Origin of the sequence: Brevibacterium antiquum, from assembly GCF_016107655.1 — a bacterium.
Taxonomy (GTDB): domain Bacteria; phylum Actinomycetota; class Actinomycetes; order Actinomycetales; family Brevibacteriaceae; genus Brevibacterium; species Brevibacterium antiquum.
In genome coordinates this window covers 125,145-145,719 of sequence record NZ_JABASX010000005.1, presented here as the reverse complement: position 1 = coordinate 145,719, position 20,575 = coordinate 125,145, and the positions used below count along the sequence as shown (strand labels likewise).

General features: G+C 61.6%; 19 protein-coding genes. 10 read left to right on the top strand and 9 right to left on the bottom strand.

All coding sequences use genetic code 11. From position 1 onward, the window contains the following. Positions 1 to 178: 178 nt before the first annotated feature. Together JFC13_RS10005 and JFC13_RS10000 are read left to right on the top strand one after the other, a co-directional pair. On the top strand, positions 179 to 892 hold the full coding sequence (locus JFC13_RS10005) for a hypothetical protein (protein WP_198396939.1): 714 nt from the start codon (positions 179 to 181) through the stop codon (positions 890 to 892). Positions 893 to 931: 39 nt separating this feature from the next. After that, on the top strand, positions 932 to 2,161 hold the full coding sequence (locus JFC13_RS10000) for an FAD-dependent monooxygenase (protein ID WP_198396938.1): 1,230 nt from the start codon (positions 932 to 934) through the stop codon (positions 2,159 to 2,161). Between the two features lie 36 nt (positions 2,162 to 2,197). Here the strand turns inward: JFC13_RS10000 and JFC13_RS09995 are convergent, their stop codons facing one another. The 5 genes from JFC13_RS09995 to JFC13_RS09975 form a co-directional block, all read right to left on the bottom strand. Beyond that, positions 2,198 to 2,542, bottom strand: coding sequence for a hypothetical protein (locus JFC13_RS09995; protein WP_332839379.1), 345 nt, complete (start codon positions 2,540 to 2,542; stop codon positions 2,198 to 2,200). A gap of 110 nt (positions 2,543 to 2,652) precedes the next feature. Then, on the bottom strand, positions 2,653 to 3,759 hold the full coding sequence (locus JFC13_RS09990; protein WP_198396936.1) for an adenosine deaminase: 1,107 nt from the start codon (positions 3,757 to 3,759) through the stop codon (positions 2,653 to 2,655). Positions 3,760 to 3,848: 89 nt separating this feature from the next. Further along, positions 3,849 to 4,997, bottom strand: coding sequence for a BMP family ABC transporter substrate-binding protein (locus JFC13_RS09985; protein ID WP_232488453.1), 1,149 nt, complete (start codon positions 4,995 to 4,997; stop codon positions 3,849 to 3,851). A 42-nt stretch (positions 4,998 to 5,039) separates the two neighbouring features. Beyond that, a complete protein-coding gene (locus JFC13_RS09980) occupies positions 5,040 to 6,209 on the bottom strand; it encodes an amidohydrolase (protein ID WP_198396935.1) in 1,170 nt (389 codons plus the stop codon). Positions 6,210 to 6,406: 197 nt separating this feature from the next. Continuing rightward, positions 6,407 to 7,522 (bottom strand): mannose-1-phosphate guanylyltransferase, encoded by a 1,116-nt coding sequence (locus JFC13_RS09975; RefSeq protein ID WP_198396934.1) that lies wholly within the window; start codon positions 7,520 to 7,522, stop codon positions 6,407 to 6,409. A gap of 316 nt (positions 7,523 to 7,838) precedes the next feature. On the opposite strand from JFC13_RS09975, the gene sdhC reads away from it, so the two are divergent. The 7 genes from sdhC (at position 7,839) to JFC13_RS09940 (ending at position 14,635) form a co-directional block, all read left to right on the top strand. Continuing rightward, complete coding sequence (gene sdhC, locus JFC13_RS09970; protein WP_198396933.1) at positions 7,839 to 8,216, top strand: succinate dehydrogenase, cytochrome b556 subunit; 378 nt, start codon at positions 7,839 to 7,841, stop codon at positions 8,214 to 8,216. 1 nt (position 8,217) lies between these two features. Continuing rightward, positions 8,218 to 8,670, top strand: a complete 453-nt coding sequence (locus JFC13_RS09965) for a succinate dehydrogenase hydrophobic membrane anchor subunit (RefSeq protein WP_009885235.1) — start codon at positions 8,218 to 8,220, stop codon at positions 8,668 to 8,670. A gap of 10 nt (positions 8,671 to 8,680) precedes the next feature. After that, positions 8,681 to 10,441: a succinate dehydrogenase flavoprotein subunit gene (gene sdhA / locus JFC13_RS09960; protein ID WP_198396932.1), complete on the top strand. Its 1,761-nt coding sequence runs from the start codon at positions 8,681 to 8,683 to the stop codon at positions 10,439 to 10,441. After that, on the top strand, positions 10,441 to 11,238 hold the full coding sequence (locus JFC13_RS09955; protein ID WP_096157341.1) for a succinate dehydrogenase iron-sulfur subunit: 798 nt from the start codon (positions 10,441 to 10,443) through the stop codon (positions 11,236 to 11,238). Before sdhA ends, JFC13_RS09955 begins: the two co-directional genes overlap by 1 nt. A gap of 268 nt (positions 11,239 to 11,506) precedes the next feature. Next, positions 11,507 to 12,760, top strand: coding sequence for a D-alanyl-D-alanine carboxypeptidase family protein (locus tag JFC13_RS09950; protein WP_198396931.1), 1,254 nt, complete (start codon positions 11,507 to 11,509; stop codon positions 12,758 to 12,760). Positions 12,761 to 13,124: 364 nt separating this feature from the next. Beyond that, positions 13,125 to 13,289 (top strand): hypothetical protein, encoded by a 165-nt coding sequence (locus tag JFC13_RS09945; protein WP_198396930.1) that lies wholly within the window; start codon positions 13,125 to 13,127, stop codon positions 13,287 to 13,289. A 230-nt stretch (positions 13,290 to 13,519) separates the two neighbouring features. Beyond that, a complete protein-coding gene (locus tag JFC13_RS09940) occupies positions 13,520 to 14,635 on the top strand; it encodes an FUSC family protein (RefSeq protein ID WP_232488451.1) in 1,116 nt (371 codons plus the stop codon). A 378-nt stretch (positions 14,636 to 15,013) separates the two neighbouring features. Here the strand turns inward: JFC13_RS09940 and nrdF are convergent, their stop codons facing one another. The 4 genes from nrdF to nrdH all read right to left on the bottom strand — a co-directional run bounded on the left by nrdF (position 15,014) and on the right by nrdH (position 18,957). Continuing rightward, the gene (nrdF, locus tag JFC13_RS09935; RefSeq protein WP_198396928.1) at positions 15,014 to 15,994 is read right to left on the bottom strand and encodes a class 1b ribonucleoside-diphosphate reductase subunit beta; all 981 of its coding nucleotides are present in this window, start codon (positions 15,992 to 15,994) and stop codon (positions 15,014 to 15,016) included. A gap of 167 nt (positions 15,995 to 16,161) precedes the next feature. Then, complete coding sequence (gene nrdE / locus JFC13_RS09930; RefSeq protein WP_332839391.1) at positions 16,162 to 18,288, bottom strand: class 1b ribonucleoside-diphosphate reductase subunit alpha; 2,127 nt, start codon at positions 18,286 to 18,288, stop codon at positions 16,162 to 16,164. 5 nt (positions 18,289 to 18,293) lie between these two features. Next, on the bottom strand, positions 18,294 to 18,707 hold the full coding sequence (nrdI, locus tag JFC13_RS09925) for a class Ib ribonucleoside-diphosphate reductase assembly flavoprotein NrdI (RefSeq protein WP_198396926.1): 414 nt from the start codon (positions 18,705 to 18,707) through the stop codon (positions 18,294 to 18,296). Position 18,708: 1 nt separating this feature from the next. After that, positions 18,709 to 18,957, bottom strand: a complete 249-nt coding sequence (gene nrdH, locus JFC13_RS09920; protein ID WP_092106910.1) for a glutaredoxin-like protein NrdH — start codon at positions 18,955 to 18,957, stop codon at positions 18,709 to 18,711. A gap of 620 nt (positions 18,958 to 19,577) precedes the next feature. On the opposite strand from nrdH, the gene JFC13_RS09915 reads away from it, so the two are divergent. Beyond that, positions 19,578 to 20,573: an AAA family ATPase gene (locus JFC13_RS09915; RefSeq protein ID WP_198396925.1), complete on the top strand. Its 996-nt coding sequence runs from the start codon at positions 19,578 to 19,580 to the stop codon at positions 20,571 to 20,573. Positions 20,574 to 20,575 lie beyond the last annotated feature (2 nt).

Here is a 20,575-nt window from a genome sequence, read left to right as displayed (position 1 = left end):
CAGCAGACAACGCACGAGCCCGATGCGAGCCGAGCAATTCGGCCCCAGCAATCCGTCCCCAGCAATCGGGCCCAGGCCAGCGCGTCCACCGGTGCGAGCTCGGCCTCTCGGACTAGGCTGGAAGGCGAGACCGGACCCCTGGTCCGGCACCGCCACGACGACCACCTCACGAGGAACCATGCGAATTCGCTCTCTTGCCCTCCTGACCACCGCCGCAGTGCTGGCCACGATGACAGCCTGCGTTCCCACCTCGGAGGAGACCCGCCCCGAACCGCGACCCTCCGTCAGCGAGGAGGAGGTCACTCCGGTCGAGACCCCCGATGACGCCCCGAAGGTCTCCATCGTCGATTCCTCTCCCGGGGGCGCGAAGGACGCTGATCCCCTGTGGCAGGGTCTCGCCGAGGCGGCCGCGAACAAGTCCGAGGCCTACCTCAAGGTCTACGTCCACACCGGCAACCCCGACGTTCCCGATTCGGGTGAGGCCACCATCACCGCCGACACCCCGGACAGTGTCAGTGTCACCGTCGATGCCGAGAGCGTCGACACCGAGAAATCACCATTCCTGCTCATCCATGGAACCTTCACCGTTGAGGAGATCGGCGGATCCGCGTACACCCTGAAGGCGAAGAACTCCGATGACATTCCGGAGCTCGATCCGAAGGGCCCCGATGATGAGGCTCGCTGCACCGCCGAGGACGCTCAGGACCGAATCTCGCTGGCCGCACAGGATCTGGCCGATGATCCCGATAAGCGTGAGGACTTCCGTCAGCAGTGGGGCGCCTCTCCTCAGGTCTGGTGGGGCATCCAGAAGACCGCAGCCAGCCTCAACCAAGAGGGTGGAGTCGCCGGTGACTTCCTCACCGAGGCCTGCGGCGAGTACCTTCAGCAGTAAGCCACACACCTCGAATCTCGTAAGAGAGGTCAACACCCCATGAGGATCGCGATCGTCGGAGCCGGCATCGGCGGACTTTCAGCCGGTGTCGGCCTGCAACGGGCCGGGGCACAGGTCACCGTCCTCGAAAGGGCCGCCGAGGTGCGTGCCGGTGGTTCGGGCCTGTCCATTTTCGCCAATGGGCTCAGGGCCCTCGAAACACTGGGCCTCGGCCCTCAGTTCGCAGCGATCACTGACAGGAAGGCAGAGTCCTTCGCTGCGGGCCAACGACGCCCCGACGGACGCTGGATCGCACGCCTTCCCACCGACAGCGTCGGAGAGCTGCGGATCGTCGACCGAGCCGACCTGCATCAGATACTGCTCGATGCCCTCGATGAGGGAACCGTGCGCACCAACGCTTCGGTCACCTCGGCGAGCATCGATGGCACTGTGACGATCGGCCAGGATGCCCCGGAGGAATTCGATCTCGTCATCGGTGCCGATGGTCTCAACAGCCAGGTCAGGGAAGCAGTGGAGCCTGGAATCGGACCTCGCTATTCGGGATATTCGTGTTGGCGTGGAATCACCGAACGCCCGGTCGACCTCGATGGAGCCGCTGGCGAGACCGTGGGGCGGGGCCTACGCTTCGGCATCGCTCCGCTCAAGGACGGGCGCGTGTACTGGTTCGCGGTGGCGAACATGCCCCAGCACGCGAGTTTCGCCGATGAGAAAGCGACAGTGCGGGACCTGTTCACTGGCTGGCATCCACCGATCGGCGAACTCATTGCAGCGACACCTGCAAAGCGCTTTCGGCGGACCGCGATTTCAGACCTCGCCGCTCCCCTGCCGATCTACCACCGGGGACGCGTCGTCCTCCTCGGCGACGCCGCCCATGCGATGACCCCGAATCTGGGTCAGGGCGGCGGTCAGGCCCTCGAGGACGCAGCGACACTGACCGCGCTGCTGGCACCGGTCATCGCGGACTCGACCAACTCGGCGACTGCGACTGACTCGCCGGAGCAGACGGGCCCAGTGGATTCCGCACACGCGAACCCGACCGACTCTGCAGCAGAAGTTGAGGTTCAACTGCGACGTTACGATCGGCTGCGGAGGAAACGCACTCAGTCGATCGCAGCGAAGTCGCGAACTCTCGGTGCCGTCTTCCAGATGCAGTCCCCGCTGCTGGCAGGGATTCGCGATGCGATCTTCACCGCTGTGCCCTCGAAATTGACTGCCGCTCAGGCTGCCAGTGTGCAGAAATGGGAACCCCCGGGAGGTATGACCCGCTGACCGCTGACGCGAGGGCCTCAGCCCTCTAGCGTCTGGTCAGCCTTCGAGTGCCCGATTGTAGGCGTCGACGACCGAAGGGAGGAAATACCCCAGAAGCACAGCGAGTGCCGTGACCAGACAGGCCAGCCCGAGCCACAAAGATCCGGCGATGACGCTGAAGGCGAAGACGATGACGAGCAGTTCGAAGGCGATCGCCGCCGGCCGGGCCCAGCGATGCAGTTTCCATGATCCGCGCGCCGCAGCGGCCACGCCGGCAGCAAAGATGAGGAACATGACGGCCAGCCCCAGCAGCGAACCTGCAAGAGCACCTGCACTGAGAGCGGTGAGGATGAATGACAGGGCGGACCCGAGGAGGGCCAGCACCTGAATCCCGAGAACCACAACGACCACCAGCATCGCTCGTGGGGTGGGAACACCGTGACCGTCAGGCTCGGCCGAGCCACCCGACGGCGAGGAGCCGCCGGGTGTGTTCGAACTCCTGTCCCGCGAACTCAAATATTCACCCGGGCGAACCCTGGGATGAGGATCTCGTCGAGCATGCGCTCGCGCACATCAAGGGGCAGGAACGCTGCGGTGACCGCATTGACGGTGGCCCATTCGAGGTCGGTCTGGGTCCAGCCGGCCTCGTCGACGAGCAGACGCATCTCACGCGTGACCGACGTCGCTGACATCAGCCGGTTGTCCGGGTTGATGGTGACAGCGAAGCCCAGATCTTTGAGTCCGGTGATCGGGTGGGAGGCGATGGTGCCGCCGATGTCGGTCTGCAGATTCGAACTGGGGCACAGCTCGAGCGGAATCTGCTGATCGAGAACCCAAGCAGCCAGGCTGCCCAGCTGACCTTCGCCTTCGACGATGTCCATGTCCTCGACGATGCGGGCACCGTGGCCGATGCGCTGGGCATGGCAGATGGTGAGAGCTTCGTGGATCGAGTCCTTGCCGGCAGCCTCACCGGCGTGGATCGTCACGGGCACATAGGCCTGGTGGAGTGCGTTGAACGCGGACAGGTGCGCCGAGGGCGGGAAGCCGTTCTCCGGACCGGCGATGTCGAAGCCGACGACTCCGGATTCGGATCCCTTCTCGCGGTGCCTGATGGCCAGTTCTGCGATGGCCATGGAATTGTCCGCCTGGCGCATGGCTGTGATGATCTGACCGACGCGGATGAACTTGCCGTCCGAGGATGCCTCGATGACTCCGGCTTCGAGTCCTTCCTGAACGGCTTCGACGACCTCGTCGAGTTCGAGTCCGCCTTCCAGGTGCTGCTCCGGAGCCCAGCGGGCCTCAGCGTAGAACACGCCGTCGGTGACCTGGTCGAGGACCCATTCCTTGGCCACCCGCATCAGGCCCTCTCGACTCTGCATCACGGCAGCCGTGTGAGAGAAGGTCTCGAGATAGCGGACCAGATCACCGGAGCTCGCGGAGTCGTGGTACCACTTGGCCAGCGCATCCGGTTCGGTGGCGGGCAGTTCGTGGCCGACAGAGGCAGCCAGTTCGATCAGCGTGGCGGGGCGCAGGCCACCGTCGAGGTGATCATGGAGGGAGACTTTGGGCAACTGCAGGATCGGGTCGTCTGCTGCGACTCCGGCGGGATTATTCAACACCCGCACAGCTTATCGGATCAGCGTGGAAGAACGATGTGCGAAACATGCCCCGCCGTCGATGTCACCGCCGTCGGTGCCTCACCCCGTGCTCAGGACTTCCTTGGATCGATGTCCCCGCTCTTGATCCGCTCCCGCAGATCGGCGATGCTGCGCCCTGCGTCGGACGTCTGGCTGAGGAAACCGTCCTCGGCGGCGATCCTCACACCGCCGTTGTCGATCGTGCCCTTGTATCGGCGGTCGGCAACAAGGAATCCACCCATCTCGGTGGGATCCTCCTTCGACGCTTCGGCAACCTCGTCGGGATTCTTGCTCTGCGGCCATTCGGGGAACATGCTCCGCAGACCCCTGCGGATGTTGGGTTCGATGGTCGCGATGATCGTGTCATTGAAGGCCCCCGGTGCTCCATACCAGATGACCTTCGGCAGAATCGGGTCTTCGCCCTTGTCTTCCGGCTTCGGCTCTTCGGTGGTCAGAGCCTGCTGCTTCTCTGTGGCCGCGGTGACCACTCCCATCGCAGCCGCCGGCCCGAAGGGGACGACGACATCGACGTCCGAATCATGGGCTGCGTCGAAGTAGGCCTTCCCCGCATCGCTGGTGTCGGCCACGGTCCGATCATCGACCGCTTCCTCCCGGAAGGACTTCACGTGCTCGACATCCTCATCGGCTTCGTCGTTGTAGAGGTCGACGCCGGCATCGAAGGCGTCGAGAATCTTCTCCGCCTGTGGGAACCCTCGTGACACGACCGTGGCGACCTCACCCGATTCACTCGCTGTGGCCGCAATGTACCCGGCGATGAAGGCCGGCGGCACGAGGTCGAAGTCAATGCTGAGCACATTGTCCGGGAAGTCATCGTGACCACTGGCCACGCCCAGGTAGAGGCCCTTGGAGTGGGCTCTGGCCTGGTCTGCCAGTTCGTCGGCACCCCCGGGCCCGAGCACTGTCGTCAGCGCGCAGTCCTTATCGTTCATCCTCTTCAGAGCCTCCGAGGTGGCCGATGAGTTGGTCACCCGCTGGCTCGATGTCGCGGAGAACAGTCCCTGAGACCGTGCCAGCTCCGTCTCTGCCAGGGTCAGTGCCCCTGCAGAGTGATCGTCGAATCCAGCCGGGGCCGAGATCATGCAACCGAGTGTTTCGTCCTCGACGGGTTCGGGGGTCGACATCGAACAGGCGCTCAGGGCCACCAGGCTCAACGCACCGACGCCGGCACCCAGCACCGTGCTCATGACCTTTGCTCTCATGTCTCCAAGATTATCGGTTCTGTCTGAGTCCCCGGTGGAGCATCAGTTCCGCTCGAGGACCTTCAGCGCGGTGGCGGTGAATATGCGGGCGGCGATCTCGACGCTGTCTTCGTCGATGAGCAGGTCGCCCTGGTGGATGTCGTACGTCGTGCCGCCGGGGGTGCGGGTGCCCATGCGCACCAGGGCCCCGGGACAGTGCGTGAGGTACCAGGCGAAGTCCTCTCCACCCATGGACTGCGGGGTCAGTTGGACGGAGTTCTCGCCGAGCTCTCCGCGGACTGCGGACTCGATGAGCGCGACCTGGTCTTCGGTGTTGACCACCGGCGGAACACCTCGGCGATGGTCGAGGTCGACGGTGACCCCGTACGGACCGGCGATGCGCTCGACCAGCTCCGGAAGCACCTCGGCGACCTGGTTCCAGCCGTCGACGTCGAGGCAGCGCAGGGTTCCCCGCAGGATCCCCTCGCTGGGGACGACATTGGCTGCGTGACCGGCGCTGATCTCGCCCCACACGAGGGAGATCGCATGGCGCGGGTCGATGAGTCTGCCCAGCGTCGAGGGCAGATCGGTAGCGAGTTTGCCCAACGCGTAGACGAGGTCTTCGGTCAGGTGGGGCCGTGAGGTGTGTCCGCCGTGGCCCGAGAGACGGATGATGACGGTATCGCCGGCCGCGGTGATGGCGCCGATGCGCGAGCCGATCCGTCCGACGTCGACATTGGGATCGCAGTGGAGTGCGTAGACCTCGGGGACGTCGTCGAGGACGCCCTGGGAGATGACGCGCAGCGCGCCGCCAGGGGTGACTTCCTCGCCGGGTTGGAAGATGAGTCGGACTCGCCCGCCGAGCCCGCCGGGTGTGGACTCGTGGAGCTGCTGCAAGGCGATGGCTGCGCCGACGAGTCCGGTCAGGTGCACGTCGTGGCCGCAGGCGTGTGCCGCACCGGGCACCGTCGAGGCGAAGTCCTCGTCGATGAGGTCATCGATGGGCAGCGCGTCGATGTCGGCTCGCAGCCCCAGGGCGATCGGACCCTCTCCGACCTCGCAGACGACGCCTGTGCCCTCGAGTCGCCGAGGTGCCAGACCGGCTGCCTCAAGACGGGCGACGATCTTGTCCGTGGTGTCGAACTCCTGGAAGGACAGTTCCGGGTGCGCATGGATGTCGCGGCGGAAATCGATGAGTTCTGCACCGATCTCAGCAATTGTCGAGCTGATCACGTCTGGTCCTTCTGGGAGCGCGACGCCGCCTGGGCGCGGTTCGGATATCTGAGACATTGACTGCAATGCTAAGCACTCAGCGTCACATTTGGGCGCACTGCGACCAATTTCGACATACTCCGCCTGCAGCTCCAGTCCCGGAGACTGAATGAGCTCCAGTCCCGGAGACGGCTTCGGAGACCAAATTCAGCGCTTGTCTAGAGCAGGTCGTCGAGGCCGCGCTCACCGGCGGCCGAGACTGCCTTCTTCACATCCTGGGCGTGGGAGCGGGAGGTGATGAGCAGGACGTCCTCAGTGTCGACGACGACGAGGTCGTCGAGGCCGACGATCGCGACCGTGCGCGGCTTCTCGGACTCGGAGAAGACGACCCCTGAGGCGTCGATCTCGAGGAGGTCGCAGTTCTGACCGATCGAGATGACCCCCGCGGGCTCACCGGGCACCGGCTGGCGCAAGCGGGCCACGGAGTCGAAGTCGCCGACGTCGTCCCAACCGAAGTCACCGGGGATGACGATGACACGGCCGGCCGCGGCAGCCGGCTCGGCGACGACGTAATCGATGGCGCGCTTCTCCAAACCGGGCCACACTTCGGCAAGCACCTGCGCCTGAGCATCCGAGCCCCACGTTGCCGCAATCCGCGACAGACCTGCGTACAGGGTCGGATCCTCGGTCTCGAGGACCTCGAGGAGGGCTGCGGCCCGGGCGATGAACATGCCGGCGTTCCAGCGGTAGCGACCGGAGTTGACGTAGGCGCGGGCCGTGCTCGCAGCCGGCTTCTCGGCGAAGGCCATGGCGCGCCTGGCAGTCGGTGCGCCGTCAAGGCCCAGCAGCTCACCGGTCTCGATGTAGCCGTAGGCGGTGGCTGGATTGCGGGGCATGATGCCGATGGTGACGATGTCACCGGTTTCAGCGGCAACGCAGGCCTGATCGATGACGAGCCGGAATTCGTCGACGTTGGTGATCGAATGGTCAGCGGAGAACGAGCCGACGATCGCGTCCGGGTCCTCCTTGGCGATGAGCATCGTCGCGAGACCGATCGCGGCCGCGGAGTCCTTCGGGGACGGCTCTGCGAGGATCTGGCGCACCGCTATCTCGGGAAGCTGCTCGGCGACCTGATCACGGTGGCTCTCCCCCGTCACGACCCACACGTTCTCGGGTCCGACGAGCGGTGCGACACGATCCCAGGTGGACTGGATCAGGCTCCGACCCGTGCCCAACACGTCGTGGAGGAACTTCGGCGATGCCTTGCGTGAGAGCGGCCAGAGCCGGGTTCCGGATCCCCCGGCAGGGATGATGGCGTGGAAGTGTGTGTTCACACCATCAGTGTCTCAAAGTTCGGGCACTCTCTGACCGATGTTGTCCGCCGTGTCGGGGTGAGGAGAACCGTAACCGGATTGGCCGAAACCCGGAAAGGGTCCCGACTCACCAGGTCAGCTCGGCGGTTAGAATAGTTAGCACACAAGGTTGTGATGTAATCGAATTTCGTCGTATCCGAGAATGACGGCTGTGAGGGAACTGCCAGGAACTTAATGTGATCCACCACGCTCACGCGTGGCTCGACTGGCAACCAGGCGGCGTTCGGCGTAGTTTCTTGATGTACACAGTCGATTAATCCAAGATGGAGGATGCTCCGTGGCCAAAGCGTCTACGGGCACTCTGTACCGAGGAAATGAAGGAATGTGGTCCTGGGTCGCGCATCGCGTCACAGGCGTCGGAATCTTCTTCTTTCTGTTGGTCCACGTGCTCGATACTGCACTCGTTCGCGTCTCACCCGAGGCCTACAATGCCGTGATCGGAACCTATAAGACACCGGTCATGGCCATCGGCGAGATCGCACTCGTTGCCGCAATCGCATTCCATGCGTTCAACGGCCTTCGCGTCATTCTCGTCGACTTCTCGAAGAGCGGACCGAAGAATCAGAAGAAGCTGTTCTGGGGAGTCATCGTCGTATGGCTCATCATTATGATCGCCTTCATCCCCCGCCAGCTGATGCACACGTTCGGAGGATGACATGAGCACAACATCGATCCCGGCTCCGCGCACCGGCTACTCGCGCCACAAATCAACACGTTCGAAGTTCGAGATGTTCGCATGGCTGTTCATGCGCATCTCCGGCGTCGTCCTCGTCATCCTCATCTTCGGTCACCTCTTCGTGAACCTGTGGGCCGGAGAAGGCGTCCAGGCCATCGACTTCGGGTTCGTGGCCGGCAAATGGGCCAGCCCGTTCTGGCAGATCTGGGATCTGCTGATGCTGTGGCTGGCAATGCTGCACGGCACCAACGGTCTGCGCACCATCATCATGGACTATGCCGAGAAGCCAGGCACCCGCATGGCGCTCCAGGTGATCCTCTACATCGCCTCGATCATCGTCATCGTGCTCGGCACGCTCGTCATCTTCACATTCGATCCCTGCCCGGCCGGAGCCGACCCCGCATTGCTGGCGTCGTTCTGCTCGGCCGCATAGAAGGAGAAACATGCAGGTACATCAATACGACGTCATCATCGTCGGTGCCGGTGGCGCCGGGATGCGTGCAGCGATCGAATCGGGCCAGCGTGCCCGAACCGCAGTCCTGACCAAGCTCTACCCCACACGTTCGCACACCGGTGCGGCCCAGGGCGGCATGTGCGCCGCACTGGCGAATGTGGAAGAGGACAACTGGGAATGGCACACCTTCGACACCGTCAAGGGCGGTGACTACCTGGTCGACCAGGATGCCGCCGAGGTGATGGCCAAGGAAGCCATCGACGCCGTCCTCGATCTCGAGAAGATGGGGCTGCCCTTCAACAGGACGCCCGAAGGCAAGATCGATCAGCGTCGCTTCGGTGGTCACACCCGTGACCACGGCAAGTCCCCGGTCCGTCGCTCCTGCTACGCAGCCGACCGCACCGGTCACATGATCCTCCAGACTCTGTACCAGAACTGCGTCAAGCACGGCGTCGAGTTCTACAACGAGTTCTACGTCCTCGACCTGGCCATGACCGAGGTCGACGGAGTCCGCCGTCCGGCGGGCGTCGTCGCCTACGAACTGGCCACCGGCGAGGTCCACCTGTTCCAGGCCAAGTCGGTCGTCTTCGCAACCGGCGGCGTGGGCAAGGTCTTCAAGACCACGTCGAACGCCCACACCCTGACCGGTGACGGCATGGCCGTGGCCTACAACCGGGGCATCCCGCTCGAGGACATGGAGTTCTTCCAGTTCCACCCGACCGGCCTGGCCGGCTTGGGCATCCTGCTCTCCGAGGCAGCCCGTGGTGAGGGCGCGATCCTGCGCAACTCCGACGGTGAGCGCTTCATGGAACGCTACGCCCCGACGATCAAGGACCTCGCTCCTCGTGACATCGTCGCCCGGTCCATGGCCAATGAGGTGCGCGAAGGCCGCGGCTGCGGTCCGAACAAGGACTACGTCCTGCTCGACCTCACGCACCTCGAGCCCGCACACATCGATGCGAAGCTGCCCGACATCACCGAGTTCGCCCGCACCTACCTCGGTGTGGAGCCCTACACAGAGCCGGTGCCGGTCTTCCCGACCGCGCACTACGCCATGGGCGGCATTCCGACCAACATCGGCGCCGAGGTGCTCGCGGACAACGACAACGTCATTCCCGGCCTCTACGCCGCCGGTGAGGTTGCCTGCGTGTCCGTGCACGGTTCGAATCGTCTGGGCACGAACTCGTTGCTCGACATCAACGTCTTCGGCAAGCGCGCCGGCATCGCCGCCGCGGAATACTCGAAGACAGCCGACTTCGTCGAACTGCCCGAGGGTGCCGAGGGCGACACCGTCGCACTTCTCGAGAAGATGCGCACCTCGGACGGCACCGAACGCATCGGTGCCATCCGCAAGGATCTGCAGGAGCTCATGGACGCCAACGTCCAGGTCTTCCGCACCGATGAGACCCTGCGCGAAGCGCTCGACGAGATCGCGAAACTGCGTGAACGTTATAACAACGTCGGCATTCAGGACCGCGGCAAGCGCTTCAACCTCGACCTCCTCGAGGCCGTCGAGCTGAACTTCCTGCTCGAACTCGCCGAGGTCATCTCCGTCGCCGCCATCCACCGTAAGGAATCACGCGGTGGGCACTTCCGAGAGGACTTCCCGGATCGTGACGACGAAGGATTCATGCATCACACGATGACGTACCTCGATCCTGATTCCGAGACCGACGGCATCAAGGGCATGCGTCTTGAGACGAAGCCCGTCATCGTCACCCGTTACCAGCCGATGGAGCGTAAGTACTGATGAGCACCGATACCTCAACCGAAACCCCGGAGCCGGCGTCGAAGATCGACCTGCCCGACCATGTGGCAGGCGACAGCGGTTCGATCCCGTCGTTCGACTGCACCTTCCAGATCGCACGCTTCGATCCCGAACAGGACGAAGAGGCGCACTGGGAGGAGTACAAGGTCACCATGTACGGCACCGACCGTGTCCTGGACGCCCTGCACAAGATCAAGTGGGAGGAGGACGGCTCGCTGTCCTTCCGCCGTTCCTGTGCCCACGGCGTGTGCGGCTCCGATGCCATGCGCATCAACGGCCGTAACCGTCTGGCCTGCAAGACCCTGCTGAAGGATCTTGACACGTCCAAGACGATCACCGTCGAGGCGATCAAGGGTCTGCCTCTGGAGAAGGACCTCATCGTCGACATGGAGCCCTTCTTCCAGTCCTACCGTGAGGTCATGCCGTTCCTCATCACGTCCGGTCACGAGCCGACGCGTGAGCGTCTGCAGTCGGCCGAGCAGCGTGAGGCATTCGATGACACCACCAAGTGCATTCTCTGCGCCGCATGCACCTCGTCGTGCCCCGTGTTCTGGACCGATGGCCAGTACTTCGGCCCAGCTGCCATCGTCAACGCGCACCGTTTCATCTTCGATTCGCGTGACGAAGGCGGAGACATGCGCCTGGAGATCCTCAACGACAAGGAAGGCGTGTGGCGCTGCCGCACCACCTTCAACTGCACCGAGGCCTGCCCTCGTGGCATCGAAATCACCAAGGCCATCGCCGAGGTGAAGCAGGCAGTCCTGCAGCGCGCATTCTGATCTGAACATCTGAATCGCCGAGGCGGTCGTGCACTTTTCGTGCACGACCGCCTTTCGCGTCCTCGCGGGGGTTGAGTGGTGTGCGCGCCCTGGGAGGGTGTGTGCGCACTGGGGGTGTGCGTGTGGGCGCCTGGGTGAGTTGGCCAGCCTGAGTCAGATCAGACAGGTTTGAACCAGCTCAGTCTGACTTCGACTGTCGAAATGTTGTGCTCAATCGCACGAGAGTCCCTGAGGACGACTGCTCCTTCAACGTCGTAGACTTGTACGCATGCTTTCTACCCGCTCTTCCTCTGCGTCGCTGACGACAACTGCCTCGCATTCGTTCGGCGTGGGAGTGCGCCTCATCGTCAGCGCCATCCTCGCATTGCTGCTGATCGGGGCCCAGCTGGTCCTCTCCCCCGGCACCTCGCACGGTGTGGGCCAACCGGGTGAGAAGCAGGAGAAGGTCTACGAATCGCCGGCCGACCTCGGCGATGGGGCGAAGCCGCCGCAGCCGGTGGGCACGTCGTGGCTGGTGGGAGACCTCGACACGGGAGAAGTTCAGGCGGCGCACGATATCGACAAGAAGCACGCACCCGCCTCGACGATCAAGCTCCTGACCGCTCTGGCTCTTGTCGACGTGCTCGACGATCCCAAACAGAAGGTCGAGGCAGAGTTCGAGGACATGGAGATCGACGGCACCAAGGTCGGTCTCATGCAGAAGAACGAATACACTGTCGATCTGCTCTTCCACGCGATGCTGATGTCGAGTGCCAATGATGCCGCGAACGCCCTCGGTCGGGCCGCCGGCGGCCAGGAGAAGGCCGTGGCGCTCATGAACGAGAAGGCCGAAGAGCTGGGTATGACGAACACTCATGCAGCCAACACCTCAGGCCTCGACGACGCGAATCAGCACATGACGGCTTCAGACATGATGAAGCTGGCATGGGCGGTGTGCGAGAACGACTACCTGATGGACGTCATCAGCACCGAGACGTACAAATTCCCGGGCGGCAAGAACCCTGATACCAAGGAGAAGTTCAAGGGCTACGAGATTCAGAACCACACGAAGATCGTCGGTCAGGTCGACGGAGGGTTGGGCCTGAAGAACGGATTCACCCGCCAAGCCAAGGGCGCCTATATCGCCGTTGCCGAACGCGACGGCCACCGTGTGGTTTCGACGATGCTCGGCATCGACAACAACTCCCGCCAGGCCGCGGTCGACCTGCTCGAATGGGACTTCGCCCAGAAGGACCCGAAGTCCCTTCAGACAGTCCCTGTCGGCGAGTCGATGACGCCGAGTGCTGATGCGACTGCCTCGGAGAGCGGCAGTGATGCCGGCGGCGCCGACGCCGCTTCGCTCGGGACCGAGATTGACTCAGGCGATGGTGCAGAGGCGACTGAGTCCAAGGCCTCGGCGAAGATCCTCGGCGCCTCCAATGAAACGCTGCTCCCCGTCGGAATGCTGGTCGTTGCGGCGGCGCTTCTGATCACCGCCCTCATCATCTTGCTGAGTCTGCGTCGGGGCAAGACCTTCCGCTGATCAACCACTGTTTTGACTTATCGTTTCCGATGCGGTTAAGCTGATGTCTTGCGTTCGAAGTCGTCCGGCTTCATTGAACGATCTGATCCGCTGAGCACGATGACACGTCGCTCATGAGCGAGAAATCAGATCCAGGTTCGACATTGCAAATGATTCGCCACGGACACTGTCTCACTTCGAATCGCAGATCCCCCACCGTGAAGGATCAACCCACACCACGGTGACATTTCAGCAGGCCAGCATCCGATTCGCTCCGGTACTCGGCCAGCACCTCGGCGACTGCCCCGTCGCCACCACGAAAACAATGAGAACGGTATGCGTTGATGCATGCCGTTCGACGAAGTAGCTAAGAAAGGAGGGAACGATGACTCAGTTCCCACAGTGGGTCCAGCGTGCCATTGAGCATGCAGGACTGATTGATCCTAAGATCAGCACCCGCAACGGCAAAGTCACGATCAGTGACATGACCGGCCGCGTCGTGCTGTTCACCGGTTCATCGCTGCGTGAGATCACGCCGCTGGCGGCCTGATCGCCGCCGTCTGTCAGGTTTTCCTTCGCACTGCTGGGTTTTAAGCAGAGCGAGAACCAAGACAGCCTGATCACTGCCCGACATGTCGCAGGTTTCACCTGCGACATGTCGGGCATTTCCATTTTCCGCCCACTGCCCCTCGCCCATGCCAGTCACGTACCATATGTGCCTTGTAGGGTGATAACTCCATGCACTCTGTCCGACATGAACTCTGTCCGAAAGGGCGACCATTGCAGCAGAACTCGCGACACCAGTTATCGCTTCTGGCCAGACGCCCCGAGGTCGTCACCGACATCCTGCAGGTCGTCAAGACGGTGATCGCGGCCACCGGCGCTTGGTGGCTGTCTGATAATGTCCTGAATTCCCAGATGCCGTTCCTGGCTCCGTGGGCGGCGCTGCTGACAGTCCATGCCACAGTCCACCGCTCGCTGTCTCGCGGAGCGCAGTCGACGATCGCCTCAACCCTCGGTGTTGCCTTGTCCTTCGTCATCGGCAACTACCTGGGGGTGAGCGTCTGGACTTTTGCTCTCGCGCTCCTGGTCGGCCTCACTGCTGCGCGGCTGCCGTGGATCCGCGATGAAGGTATTGCGATTGCAACAACCGGAATCTTCGTCCTCGGCAGCGGCTTCGACAGTCAGCAGCCCTTTCTCGGGGAGCGGATCCTGGAGCTCTGCATAGGCGTCGCCGTCGGCATCGTCGTCAACCTCCTGGTGATTCCGCCTCTGCGGGATCAGCAGGCAGCACGGTACGTCGACAGCATCAACCGGCGCATGGGTGACATGTTGGTCAACATGGCAGATGAACTGGATGACGACTGGGACACCGCCGAAGCCGATGATTGGTTCAAGGAGACCGAATCGATGAGCCACGAGTTGAATTCGGCATGGCAGTCGGTCAGATTCGCCCGTGAGAGCCAGAAGGCGAATCCGCGTGATCGCCTTCGCCGCAAGCGCATTCCATCGGACGAGGCTCAGGATTCCCAGATGTCTTCTGAAGATGCCAGCTATGAGAACATCCTGCAGCGCGTGGATGAAGGCATCTCCCATCTGCGCCATCTGACGCGAACCCTGCGCGAAGGCTCATATGAGAACGGCCAATGGGACACGCGGTTCCGTGAGCAATGGACCTCCGTCGTCCGGGATGCAGGACGGGCGATTGCCGACCCCGATGCGGAGGTCGAACCGATCTACCAGCGGCTCGAACAGCTGTCCGTGCGAATGGTCGAGGACAAGGGGCTCCCGGAGCGTTCTTGGCCCCTCTATGGGTCGCTGATCGCAAGCATGCAGCATATCGCTGTCATCGTCGACGACGTCGCGTCGGCACGATCGGCTCGCGAATCTGGCTGACGCTGGCCTCCTTCGCGAGGGCTTTATCCTCGCCACGTGACCAGAATCGATATTCGTGTTGGGGGCTCCTGTCACCGCTCATGAGCGCAGCAAGCGAGAGAGACAGACCGACAGAGTTTCACAGAAGGTAATGCGAGCAAGTTGAACGCCCCGACTGACGTTGGGTTAGTCGACCGTGAACGGACTCCTGCGACCCCTCCACAACTCACGTGTCGAACCACAGACGGAAGCCGCAGCTTGAACCTGTGCTTTGCGATTTTCCACCGGAGTGCCCCGTCCAAGGGATCCAAGATGCAGAAAAGCGGCCCACCCAAGCAATACCGCTCGGATGGGCCGCAGATCTAGGCGCGTTCGGCACTCAGCGACTCAGCAGATGACTCAGAAGTCCCAGTCGTCGTCTTCCGTGTTCTCGGCCTTGCCGATGACGTAGGACGAACCGGAGCCGGAGAAGAAGTCGTGGTTCTCGTCGCTGTTGGGCGAAAGAGCCGCGAGGATCGCGGGGTTGACCTCGGTGACCTCCTTCGGGAACATCGCTTCGTACCCGAGGTTCATCAGGGCCTTGTTGGCGTTGTAGTGGAGGAACATCTTGCAGTCCTCGGCCAGACCCACCGAGTCGTAGAGGTCATGGGTGTAAGCGACCTCGTTCTCGTAGAGCTCGAACATGAGGTTCATCGTGTAGTCCTTGAGCTCCTGCTTGCGCTCTTCAGACTGTGACTCCAGGCCCTTCTGGTACTTGTAGCCGATGTAGTAGCCGTGAACAGCCTCGTCGCGGATGATGAGGCGGATGAGGTCCGCCGTGTTCGTCAGCTTCGCATGTGCAGACCAGTACATGGGCAGGTAGAAGCCCGAGTAGAAGAGGAATGATTCCAGCAGTGTTGAGGCAACCTTGCGCTTGAGCGGGTCATCGCCTCGGTAGTAGCTGAGGATGATGTCAGCCTTGGACTGCAGATAGGTGTTCTCCCGCGACCAACGGAACGCCTCGTCGATCTCCTTCGTCGAGCACAGGGTCGAGAAGATCGAAGAATATGACTTCGCATGCACGCTCTCCATGAACGCGATGTTCGTCATCACGGCTTCCTCATGCGGGGTCACCGCATCGGGAATCAAGGAGATCGCACCCACGGTGCCCTGAATCGTATCGAGCAGTGTCAGACCGGTGAAGACGCGCATCGTCAACGTCTTCTCCTCCTCCGTGAGTGTCGCCCACGAGGGGATGTCGTTGCTCAGTGGCACCTTCTCAGGCAGCCAGAAGTTTCCGGTGAGGCGATCCCAGACGTCATCATCGACGGGATCGATGACACGGTTCCAGTTGATGGCGTCGACATGCGACGCCAAAGTCAGGTTCTCCAACGTTTCCATCTCTCTTCCAAGTTGCAGGTACGCCGTGCGTACGTGTGGTCTGCCCAGCAGACTGAGAATGCTTTCTGCCCAGTTCCGCGAGTTGTGCGGACTCCGGTCCGCACAACTCGCGGACTCCGGGTCATGGGTTCAGCGGGCCGGTTCCACCGACCCGCTGAACTCATTGGTCACAGCATGCAGGATACGCAGCCATCGACCTCGGTGCCCTCCAGGGCGAGCTGGCGCAACCGGATGTAGTAGATGGTCTTGATGCCCTTGCGCCACGCGTAGATCTGCGCCTTGTTGATGTCACGAGTCGTGGCGGTGTCCATGAAGAACAAGGTCAGCGACAGCCCCTGGTCCACGTGCTTCGTGGCCTCGGCGTAGGTGTCGATGATCTTCTCGTAGCCGATCTCGTAGGCATCCTGGTAGTACTTGAGGTTGTCATTGTCCATGAAGGGTGCCGGGTAGTACACACGCCCGATCTTGCCCTCCTTGCGAATCTCGACTTTCGAGGCCACAGGGTGGATCGATGACGTCGAGTTGTTGATGTAGGAGATCGATCCGGTGGGTGGAACGGCCTGCAGGTTCTGGTTGTAGATGCCGTGCTCGGCAACTGCAGCCTTGAGCTCACGCCAATCATCCTGAGTAGGGATATGCACGCCGGCTTCGGTGAACATCTCGGCCACACGCTGGGTGCGCGGTTCCCACGCTTCCTCGGTGTACTTGTCGAAGTATTCACCGGTTGCGTACTTCGACCTCTCGAATCCGGCGAAGGCAGCTTTACGTTCCTTCGCGATCTCCATCGACGCCCGCACACAGTGGTAGGCGACGGTGTAGAAATACATGTTCGTGAAGTCGAGACCCTCATCCGAACCGTAATAGATGTGCTCCCGGGCAAGGTAGCCGTGAAGGTTCATCTGGCCGAGCCCGATGGCATGCGACATGTCATTGCCGCGAGCAATCGAAGGAACCGACTGGATGTCAGAGGTCTCAGCGACAGCGGTCAGTCCGCGGATCGCGGTCTCGATGGTCCGCCCGAAGTTCTCGGAATCCATCGTCAGTGCGATGTTGAGGGAACCGAGGTTGCAGGAGATGTCCTTGCCGACGACGTCGTATCCGAGATCGGAGTCGTACTTACTGGGCTCGGAGACCTGAAGGATCTCCGAACACAGGTTCGACATGATGATCTTGCCGTCGATCGGGTTCGCCTTGTTCACCGTGTCTTCGAACATGACATACGGGTAACCGGACTCGAACTGGATCTCTGCCAAGGTCTGGAAGAACTCGCGTGCGTTGATCTTGTTCTTCTTGATAGCTGCGTTGTCGACCATCTCCTCGTACTTCTCTGTCACGTTGACGTCAGAGAAGGGCATGCCGTAGACGCGCTCGACGTCGTAGGGGCTGAAGAGGTACATGTCCTCGTTGCGTTTGGCCAATTCAAACGTGATGTCCGGAATGACGACGCCCAATGACAGAGTCTTGATCCGGATCTTCTCATCGGCGTTCTCACGCTTGGTGTCGAGGAACTTGTAGATGTCGGGGTGGTGAGCGTGCAGGTACACAGCTCCGGCGCCCTGTCGTGCACCCAGCTGGTTGGCGTAGGAGAAGGAGTCTTCGAGCAGCTTCATGACGGGGATGACACCCGAGGACTGGTTCTCGATCTTCTTGATCGGTGCACCGGACTCGCGGATATTTGTCAGGGCAAAGGCCACGCCGCCGCCGCGCTTCGACAGCTGCAGTGCGGAGTTGATGGAGCGGCCGATGGACTCCATATTGTCTTCGATGCGCAGCAGGAAGCAGGAGACGAGCTCGCCGCGCTGCTTCTTGCCCGCGTTGAGGAAAGTCGGGGTGGCCGGCTGGAAGCGGCCGTGGATGATCTCGTCGACGAGCTGCTTAGCCAGAATCTCGTCGCCGCGAGCGAGGAACAGTGCGACCATGACGACGCGATCTTCGAAGCGTTCGAGGTAGCGCTTTCCGTCGAAGGTCTTCAGCGTGTAGGAGGTGTAGAACTTGAAAGCACCGAGGAAGGTCTGGAACCGGAACTTAGCCGAATAGGCGTGCTTCGAAAGTTCTTCGATGAAGTCGAAGGAGTACTGATCGAGGACTTCGGGTTCGTAGTATTCCTTCTCGACGAGGTAGTCGAGCTTCTCCTTGAGGTCGTGGAAGAAGACGGTGTTGTTGTTGACATGCTGCAGGAAGTACTGCCTGGCAGCCTGTTTGTCACGCTCGAACTGGATCCGACCGTCCTGGTCATACAGATTCAGCATGGCGTTGAGCGCATGGTAGTCAAGATCCGTCTCTTCGCGGATGATGTCTTCTACATTGCGGTCTTCAGCGAGCTCGCGCACAGTTTGTCCAATCCTAAATTCACTGCTTCGACGTCCTCTGGGGTTCCGAGGAGTTCGACACGGTACAGCACGGGTACATTGCATTTCGCGGCCACTTTGCGTGCCGCGCGACAGTATTCTTCGCCGAAGTTCGTATTTCCGGCGCCGATGACGCCGACGAGGTGGCGGCGATTCGATTCGATGTTGAGGAACTTGATCACTTGCTTGGGGACGGCGCCTTTATTGGGGCCGGCTCCGTAGGTGGGAGTCACAAGGACGAACGGTTCGTCGATCGCCAGCGTCTCATCTTTTGTCAGCAGGGGAAGTCGGCGTGAGGGGTGCCGCAGCTTGCTGACGAATCGGTCGGTGTACTCAGAGCTGCTCGAGTAGTAGACCAGGAGCATGTCAGGCTACAACAGAAACCGAGGTCTGCTCTCCGGCCAGAGTGGCGATCTTGTCCGGACGGAAACCTGACCAGTGGTCGTTATCAGTGACAACGACGGGAGCCTGCATGTAGCCCATGGCCTTGACGACATCCAAGGCATTCTCATCGACACTGAGATCGACCGATTTGTACTTCAGCCCTTTGGCATCAAGCGCACGGTACGTAGCGTTGCACTGGACGCAAGCTGGCTTGGTGTACACGGTGATCATCGCGACTCCTCATTTCTGCACTTCGGCTTAGACTTCACGGTATTTCCACCGGGCTCATGACCTTGACAATGACGAATATCACGCAGATCATGCCCGAGTGCGACCACTAGATGTTGTGTTCGAGGTCGACTCTACCCCTATATCCAGTGTTACACCAGTGTTCTTTCGACCATCCACACCCTGTGTTCAAACCGTCCACAGTCATCCACAAGTCACGAATGACACCGATGTAGTTCGATCACCTGCGAGGACACTGGCCCATGGGGCCGAAAAGCCATATTCAGACACCTCGCCCGGGACCGTTTTCCACACCTGTCCACAGATAAAATTTTCCCCTGTGGGTACTTCCTCGGCGTGTCACATTCGATTCCTTCTCCGAACGCCCGGCGTCCCATTTCGCGGCCGTTTCCACCCGTTTGAACGGGCGTTCCCATCCCAATTCCACGGTCTCTCCGACCTCCTTCCCACGGCCAGCCCTGCTTCTTTCGCGTCGTCCTTCACACGTGTGTCTCGGTCTTCAAATGGTATGTGTCGGTACTGACACGAAAGAGTCCAGTGCGGTGTCAGGGTCAACCCATATGCTTGTTCTGTCAGCCAGTTGAGATTCGAGAGGCACCACCATGACGGCAACGGCACCCGCCAACACTCAAGAGATCGCACACGCTCAATCGATCCTGGGCGGTCTGGAATCCTATCTGGACCATTTCGTCGTCGGACAGCAGCGCCTGCGCGAGAGTCTGCTCATCGGTCTCCTCTCCAGCGGCCACCTTCTCCTGGAGAGTGTTCCCGGGCTTGCCAAGACAACTGCGGCGGCGGCGCTGGCCAATGCTGTGGATGGAAAGTTCTCCCGCATCCAGTGCACGCCCGACCTGCTGCCTGCAGACATCATCGGCTCGCAGATCTATAACGCCCACGAAGGCTCTTTCAATACAGTCCTCGGCCCTGTGCACGCCAACATCGTCCTCCTCGATGAGATCAACCGCTCGTCGGCGAAGACGCAGAGCGCCATGCTCGAGGCGATGCAGGAGAAGCAGACGACGATCGGCGGCCAGCGGTTCGACCTTCCCCGTCCTTTCCTCGTCATGGCCACGCAGAACCCGATCGAACAGGAGGGCACCTACCAGCTGCCCGAAGCTCAACTCGATCGGTTCATGATCAAAGACCTCCTGACCCATCCGAATCCCAATGAGGAGATGGAGATCCTGTCGCGACTCGATTCGGGTGTCTTCGATCGCGATTCTGTCCCGAAGCCCTCGTGCAGCCTCGAGGATGTGGAGACGCTGCAGCAATATGCGCGCACCATCTATGTCGACCCGTCGATCACCCGATACCTCGTCGAGCTCGTCCATGCGACAAGGAACACCACGAAGTATCTGGGTCGCCTGGCTCCCTTCATCGAATATGGCGCCAGCCCCCGCGCCTCGATCGCCTTCACCAACGCGGGACGGGCTCTGGCGATGATCCGTGGCCGCAACTACGTCATCCCCGAAGACATCAAGGATCTGGCCCACCGAATCCTCGCTCACCGCATCCAACTCAACTTCGAAGCCGCAGCGGAGAACATCACGAGCGCACAGGTTGTCGATGCCCTCCTCATGGCCGTCCCCACTCCCTGATC

Bases quoted from the DNA above. Each gene is read 5' to 3' on its own strand.
- JFC13_RS09950 (WP_198396931.1), top strand. From the start codon at position 11,507: ATGCTTTCTACCCGCTCTTCCTCTGCGTCGCTGACGACAACTGCCTCG.
- nrdH (WP_092106910.1), bottom strand. From the start codon at position 18,957: ATGATCACCGTGTACACCAAGCCAGCTTGCGTCCAGTGCAACGCTACG.
- nrdI (WP_198396926.1), bottom strand. From the start codon at position 18,707: ATGCTCCTGGTCTACTACTCGAGCAGCTCTGAGTACACCGACCGATTC.
- JFC13_RS09985 (WP_232488453.1), bottom strand. From the start codon at position 4,997: ATGAGAGCAAAGGTCATGAGCACGGTGCTGGGTGCCGGCGTCGGTGCG.
- JFC13_RS09965 (WP_009885235.1), top strand. From the start codon at position 8,218: ATGAGCACAACATCGATCCCGGCTCCGCGCACCGGCTACTCGCGCCAC.
- JFC13_RS10005 (WP_198396939.1), top strand. From the start codon at position 179: ATGCGAATTCGCTCTCTTGCCCTCCTGACCACCGCCGCAGTGCTGGCC.
- JFC13_RS10000 (WP_198396938.1), top strand. From the start codon at position 932: ATGAGGATCGCGATCGTCGGAGCCGGCATCGGCGGACTTTCAGCCGGT.
- JFC13_RS09945 (WP_198396930.1), top strand. From the start codon at position 13,125: ATGACTCAGTTCCCACAGTGGGTCCAGCGTGCCATTGAGCATGCAGGA.
- sdhA (WP_198396932.1), top strand. From the start codon at position 8,681: ATGCAGGTACATCAATACGACGTCATCATCGTCGGTGCCGGTGGCGCC.
- JFC13_RS09915 (WP_198396925.1), top strand. From the start codon at position 19,578: ATGACGGCAACGGCACCCGCCAACACTCAAGAGATCGCACACGCTCAA.
- JFC13_RS09955 (WP_096157341.1), top strand. From the start codon at position 10,441: ATGAGCACCGATACCTCAACCGAAACCCCGGAGCCGGCGTCGAAGATC.
- nrdF (WP_198396928.1), bottom strand. From the start codon at position 15,994: ATGGAAACGTTGGAGAACCTGACTTTGGCGTCGCATGTCGACGCCATC.